This is a genomic window from Vibrio sp. V42_P2S4T144 (genome assembly GCF_009904715.1).
Taxonomy (GTDB): domain Bacteria; phylum Pseudomonadota; class Gammaproteobacteria; order Enterobacterales; family Vibrionaceae; genus Vibrio; species Vibrio alginolyticus.
The window spans coordinates 1-6203 of the sequence record NZ_WXWS01000064.1 but is presented as its reverse complement, the minus strand read 5'-3'; the positions used below and the strand labels follow the sequence as shown (position 1 = coordinate 6203).

Genomic DNA, 6203 nt, shown 5'->3' with positions numbered 1-6203 from the left:
CGATAAAATTAAACAGTACGAAATTCTGATAGAGGTAAATAATACAATTAGGCTATTATGAGAGCAAGAAAGCCATATAAAAAAGGAGGGCATAAGCCCTCCTTCTCAAGAAACTGAAGTGTTAAAAGTTCAGTCTTATAGCACGTGTACAGAAGCAGTGTTCGTAGTACCTGAAGCAACTAGAGCGCCAGAAACCATAACAACGATATCGCCTTTGTTACCTAGACCTGATTCTAGAGCAAGTTCTTTACCCGCTACGTAGAATGCGTCAGTGCTTTCGATTGAATCAACAACTACAGGAGTAACACCTTTAGTTAGAACTAGCTGTGCAGCAGTTTTCTTGTTAGTTGTTAGCGCTAGAATGTTTGCAGTTGGGAAGTACTTACGTACTGAACGTGCAGACTTACCGCCTTCAGTTGCAACAACGATAAGTGGAGCAGCTAGTTTCTCAGCTGTGTCTACAGCGCCTTTACATACTGCTTCAGTGATGCGAAGACGTGGGCTGTCTAGTCGAGAACCTAGTTCAGCTTTTAGCGCTGAGTCAGTACGGTTCGCGATTTGAGCCATGATAGTTACCGCTTCAACAGGGTATTTACCTTTCGCCGTTTCACCAGAAAGCATTACTGCGTCAGTACCGTCCATTACTGCGTTAGCAACGTCGCCTGCTTCCGCACGAGTAGGACGTGGGTTGTTGATCATAGAATCAAGCATTTGAGTTGCAGTGATAACCATCTTACGTGCACGGTTACACTTCTCGATCATCATTTTCTGAGCGAAGATTACTTCTTCAGCTGGGATTTCAACACCTAGGTCACCACGAGCAACCATGATGCCGTCAGAAAGCTCTAGGATCTCGTCGAAGTTATCAACACCTTCTTGGTTTTCGATCTTAGAGATGATGTGGATGTTCTCGCCGCCGTTTGCAGCAAGTACTTCACGGATTTCTTGAACGTCAGACGCTTTACGGATGAAAGAAGCTGCTACGAAGTCAACGCCTTGCTCACAACCAAACTTAAGGTCGTTCTTATCTTTTTCAGATAGTGCAGGTAGGTTTACAGAAACGCCAGGAAGGTTAACACCTTTGTTTTCGCCTAGTGCACCGTTGTTAAGAACTTTACATTTAACTTCAGTTTCAGTCTTAGAGATAACTTCCATCTCGATTAGACCGTCGTCTACTAGGATAGTGTTACCTACGTTTAGGTCGGCTGCGAAACCAGCGTAAGTTACTGCAACTTTATCTTTGTTACCTACAACTGAAGTGTCAGTTGTGAAAGTGAATTCTTGACCTGCTACTAGATCAACATCGTTACCGCCTTCTAGCTTGATAGTGCGGATTTCTGGACCTTTAGTATCTAGAAGAATTGCTAGTGGTTTGCCAGTAGCTTCCATTACTTTACGGAAGTTCGCGATACGAGTGCCGTGTTCTTCGTAGTCACCGTGAGAGAAGTTAAGGCGCATTACGTTCATGCCTGCGTTAACTAGTTCAGTTAGCTTCTCTACAGATTCTGTTTTAGGGCCAATCGTACATACGATTTTGGTCTTTTTCATGGAAGATACTCTCCGGTAAGTATAGTTACAATTTGAAAGTCGGTTATTTACTCTGAAGTCAGGACGTTTTTGATGACATTTAGTACCTGTCACCCACCGATTTTTCGTCTCATTATTAGAACTTCAGATTCTGAAAGTCTTTCACCAAGTTTAGTCATTTTATGACTAAAAGATCGGCGATTTTGGTTACCTTTTTGTGACTAATCCCACTTTATATGCAGAAAGTTGCAAAAAAATAGCCTTCAATTCTGTAATTTTTTTTCTTTTCGGTGGCGAATTCTACCACTGAATGAATCCAATATCACTGTTTAAGAATTGTCTTAGGACAAGGTTTTATCGAGAAATATTAATTTTTTGGATCGAAATAAATGGACTTAAAAGTTTCGGTTTGACTATAATAAGTTTCACATCGAAACTTAAAATCAAAACTTAAATGTCGAAACGAAATACTCAATTAAGAAGACACGCCATATCTAACTTGGTTTCTGAACTAGGAGAAGTCAGCGTTGATGAACTTGCTCAGAAATTCGAAACCTCAGAGGTCACGATTAGAAAGGATTTAGCTTCTTTAGAGAAAAACGGCCAACTTCTACGCCGCTATGGCGGTGCGATTGCTATCCCAAAGGAAGTCATTCACGAAGAATTGGGTGCTAATGTTTCGACTCGAAAGTTAAGCTTAGCAAAAGCAGCTGCATCATTGATTCGCGATCATAATCGCATCGTGATCGACAGTGGCAGCACGACTGCCGCGCTGATTCAACAGTTGAATGACAAACGTGGCTTAGTGGTCATGACCAACTCGTTGCATGTTGCTAACGCCCTAAATGAATTAGAGAGCGAACCGACACTGCTGATGACTGGTGGTACTTGGGATACGCACTCAGAGTCCTTTCAAGGCAAAGTGGCCGAATCTGTATTACGAGCTTACGACTTTGACCAATTATTCATCGGTGCGGATGGCATCGATCTCGAGCGTGGAACCACGACATTTAATGAATTGGTTGGCTTAAGTAAGGTAATGGCAGAAGCGTCACGTGAAGTGATCGTAATGATCGAGTCCGAAAAAATCGGCCGTAAGATCCCAAACTTAGAGCTCGCTTGGCATCAAGTTGATGTGTTGGTGACCGATGCAGATATCCAAGCAGAGCATAAAGTACAGATTGAACAACATGGCGTGAAAGTCATTTGCGCCCAATAATGTAATCAGTTTCATATTTTACTTCCCTCTGGATAAAGGCCTTTGCTTGCTGCCTCTATTTGAAATCATGGCTAGGGAAGAACAAAACTACAAACGGAGATAAACACATGTGTGGAATCGTAGGTGCAGTAGCACAACGAGATGTTGCAGAAATTTTGGTTGAAGGTCTACGCCGCTTAGAGTACCGCGGTTACGACTCTGCTGGCGTTGCGGTTGTTGATGGCGAATCAAACCTAACGCGCGTTCGTCGCTTGGGTAAAGTACAAGAATTGGCTGATGCAGTAGAAGAAGCAAAAGTGATCGGCGGAACTGGTATTGCGCACACTCGCTGGGCGACGCACGGTGAACCTTCTGAAATCAATGCTCACCCACACATGTCTGGTGATATCGCAGTGGTACATAACGGCATCATCGAAAACCATGAAGAGCTGCGTGAGCTGCTTCAATCTCGTGGCTACGTGTTTGAATCGCAAACGGATACAGAAGTTATCGCACACATGGTTGAGTGGGAACTTCGTACTTCAGAAACGCTATTAGAAGCGGTACAAAAAACAGCAAAACAACTTGAAGGCGCATACGGCACGGTAGCGTTGGATCGCAAAGATCCTTCACGCATCGTAGTAGCGCGTTCAGGCAGCCCGATCGTGATCGGTTTTGGTGTAGGTGAAAACTTCCTAGCGTCTGACCAACTTGCATTACTTAACGTTACGCGCCGTTTCATGTACTTAGAAGAAGGTGACGTAGCAGAAATTACTCGCCGTGAAGTCACTGTGTTTGATGCAACGGGTGAGCCAGTTGAGCGTGAAATTGTTGAATCTAACGCAGAGCATGATGCAGGTGATAAAGGCCAATACCGTCACTTCATGCAAAAAGAAATCTATGAGCAACCTAAAGCGTTGATCAACACAATGGAAGGTCGTATCACGGCAGACTCTGTTGTGACAGACGCGATCGGTGTGCACGCGGCAGACATTCTAAGCAAAGTAGAACACGTACAAATCGTGGCGTGTGGTACGTCTTACAACGCAGGTATGACGGCACGTTACTGGTTTGAAGACATTGCAGGCGTTAGCTGTGATGTAGAAATTGCGTCTGAATTCCGTTACCGCAAGTTTGTGACTCGTCCAAACAGCCTATTGATCACGTTGTCTCAGTCTGGTGAAACCGCTGATACCCTAGCAGCACTTCGCCTAGCAAAAGAGAAAGGTTACATGGCGGCGATGACCATCTGTAACGTAGCGGGCTCTTCTCTGGTTCGTGAATCAGATTTTGCGTTCATGACTCGCGCTGGTGTTGAAATCGGTGTGGCTTCAACCAAAGCGTTCACGACTCAACTTTCTGCACTACTTATGTTGGTAACGGCACTGGGTAAAGAGCAAGGTCGCATTAGCAAAGAGAAAGAAAAAGAGATTGTTGAAGCGCTACACGCACTTCCTAAGCAAATCAACGCGGCACTTTCTTTCGAGAAAGAAATTGAAGCACTAGCAACGGATTTTGCAGACAAGCACCACACATTGTTCCTAGGCCGTGGCGAGTTCTACCCAATCGCGATGGAAGCGTCTCTAAAACTGAAAGAGATCTCTTACATCCACGCAGAAGCGTACGCGGCGGGTGAACTAAAACACGGTCCTCTGGCTCTAATTGATGCTGACATGCCTGTTGTTGTGGTTGCACCAAGCAACGACCTACTTGAAAAGCTAAAATCAAACGTTGAAGAAGTGCGTGCGCGTGGCGGTCTTCTGTATGTATTCGCAGATGCAGACGCAGGCTTCGAAGGCGATGAAACAATGAAGATCATCACGATGCCTCACGTTAGTGAAATCACGGCGGCGATCTACTACACCATCCCAATGCAATTGCTGTCTTACTACGTAGCACTGATCAAAGGTACGGACGTAGACCAACCACGTAACCTGGCGAAAGCGGTAACGGTTGAGTAATTACGCTTAACAGCAAAAATCCAAGCGGCACATGCGAGAGTATGTGCCGCTTTTTTATTTAAGCCCACTTTAAGGGGGTGAGTTATTGACCCAACTGGTGAGCGGTTAGAATTGCAGAGTAGACATTTTCTGCCGTCACTGGGAATGGCATATTGTGGATGGTTTCTCCCTCGGCCGTTGAGGCTTCGGCGACCTCGCGCAACTTAGCGTGGTTAAGCTCTTTAACGCCCATATCAAATAAGTTGGTTGGTAGACCTACAGAGCGGCAGAATGCAAGAACCGTATTAATATCTTCCATCGCTGCGTTTTCTAGTACCAGCTGAACTAGTGTGCCGAACGCGACTTTCTCACCATGATAGAGATGATGACACTCTTCAAGCTTAGTTAGGCCGTTATGAATAGCGTGAGCACCCGCTAGACCACTGCTTTCAAAACCGATACCGCTAAGGTATGTATTGGCTTCAATAATGTTTTCTACCGCTTTGGTGCTCACACCATTTTCTACTGCAGCTTTTGCTTTTACACCATCTTCAAGCAAGGTTTCATAGCAAAGTTTCGCAAGCGCTTGTGCTGAACGCGTCGCTAACCCACCAGCCATTGTTGCCTTACCAGAAGTCATGTTGGCACGAGCTTCAAAGTAGGTGGAAAGCGCGTCGCCCATCCCCGATACAAGTAAGCGAACAGGGGCTTTGGCGATGACTGACGTATCCATGATGACCATGTCTGGGTTTTTAGGGATCATCAAATATTCTGCAAATTCACCTTCAGGTGTGTATATCACCGCAAGCGCTGAGGTTGGCGCATCAGTCGAGGCAATCGTAGGAACCACCACGACAGGAATTTTTGTGTAAAACGCAACAGCCTTTGCTGTATCTAACGTTTTACCACCACCAATACCGACAATGACATCGTGCTTTTGAGTGGCACAAATGTCCGTGATGCGTTCAATCTCAACGCGCGAACATTCGCCACCAAAAATGTTCATAGTGAGTGGAAGCTTTTCGTCAGCAAAACTTTGTTTGACGTCATCACCAACCAGGTTAGTCACGAACTCATCGGCAATTACTAACGGACGTTCACCCAATGTTTTCACATAGTGAGCGATAGATGTAAGTACTTGTTCACCTTGGACGTATTTGCTTGGGCTGATAATAATTTTGTCCATAATTCAAACCTTTAACCTTTTTTGTGTGTGTTTTGGAGTGCAATGAATATCCATTGTAGGGATAAGGTTTATATTAGGTTTGGTGTGGTAAGTGGTGAAGGATATCTCTGGTTTTGTTCCATGCTTTTATGACCTCTGTGTCAAACCGACTGTCAGAAGTAATAAGCATCAGCATGCTTTATGGCGACGATCACTATTCAGGAAAATTTGTCGTTTTTCGTTTCATATTGAAACAATAATGCCGAAGTTTTTGTTTCAATATGAAACAGATTGATTTTTGTTGAGCACGCTTTTTCTCTGTTTAAGATGAATTCATACCCTACATAAAAATATAAATGGAATGAGATAGAAC

At 44.3% G+C, this 6203-nt stretch carries 4 protein-coding genes; 2 read left to right on the top strand and 2 right to left on the bottom strand.

What is annotated here, in order from left to right:
• Positions 1-135: 135 nt before the first annotated feature.
• A complete protein-coding gene (gene pykF, locus CAG68_RS02010; protein WP_005392243.1) occupies positions 136-1548 on the bottom strand; it encodes a pyruvate kinase PykF in 1413 nt (470 codons plus the stop codon).
• A 433-nt stretch (positions 1549-1981) separates the two neighbouring features.
• On the opposite strand from pykF, the gene CAG68_RS02005 reads away from it, so the two are divergent.
• Together CAG68_RS02005 and glmS are read left to right on the top strand one after the other, a co-directional pair.
• Complete coding sequence (locus CAG68_RS02005; RefSeq protein WP_053349685.1) at positions 1982-2746, top strand: DeoR/GlpR family DNA-binding transcription regulator; 765 nt, start codon at positions 1982-1984, stop codon at positions 2744-2746.
• Positions 2747-2853: 107 nt separating this feature from the next.
• A complete protein-coding gene (gene glmS, locus CAG68_RS02000) occupies positions 2854-4686 on the top strand; it encodes a glutamine--fructose-6-phosphate transaminase (isomerizing) (protein ID WP_033906046.1) in 1833 nt (610 codons plus the stop codon).
• A gap of 82 nt (positions 4687-4768) precedes the next feature.
• On the opposite strand, the gene CAG68_RS01995 is transcribed toward glmS, so the two are convergent.
• The gene (locus CAG68_RS01995) at positions 4769-5851 is read right to left on the bottom strand and encodes a glycerol dehydrogenase (RefSeq protein ID WP_086046513.1); all 1083 of its coding nucleotides are present in this window, start codon (positions 5849-5851) and stop codon (positions 4769-4771) included.
• Positions 5852-6203 lie beyond the last annotated feature (352 nt).

Coding starts and splice junctions, on each gene's coding strand:
- CAG68_RS01995 (WP_086046513.1), bottom strand. CDS start 5,851: ATGGACAAAATTATTATCAGCCCAAGCAAATACGTCCAAGGTGAACAA.
- CAG68_RS02005 (WP_053349685.1), top strand. CDS start 1,982: ATGTCGAAACGAAATACTCAATTAAGAAGACACGCCATATCTAACTTG.
- pykF (WP_005392243.1), bottom strand. CDS start 1,548: ATGAAAAAGACCAAAATCGTATGTACGATTGGCCCTAAAACAGAATCT.
- glmS (WP_033906046.1), top strand. CDS start 2,854: ATGTGTGGAATCGTAGGTGCAGTAGCACAACGAGATGTTGCAGAAATT.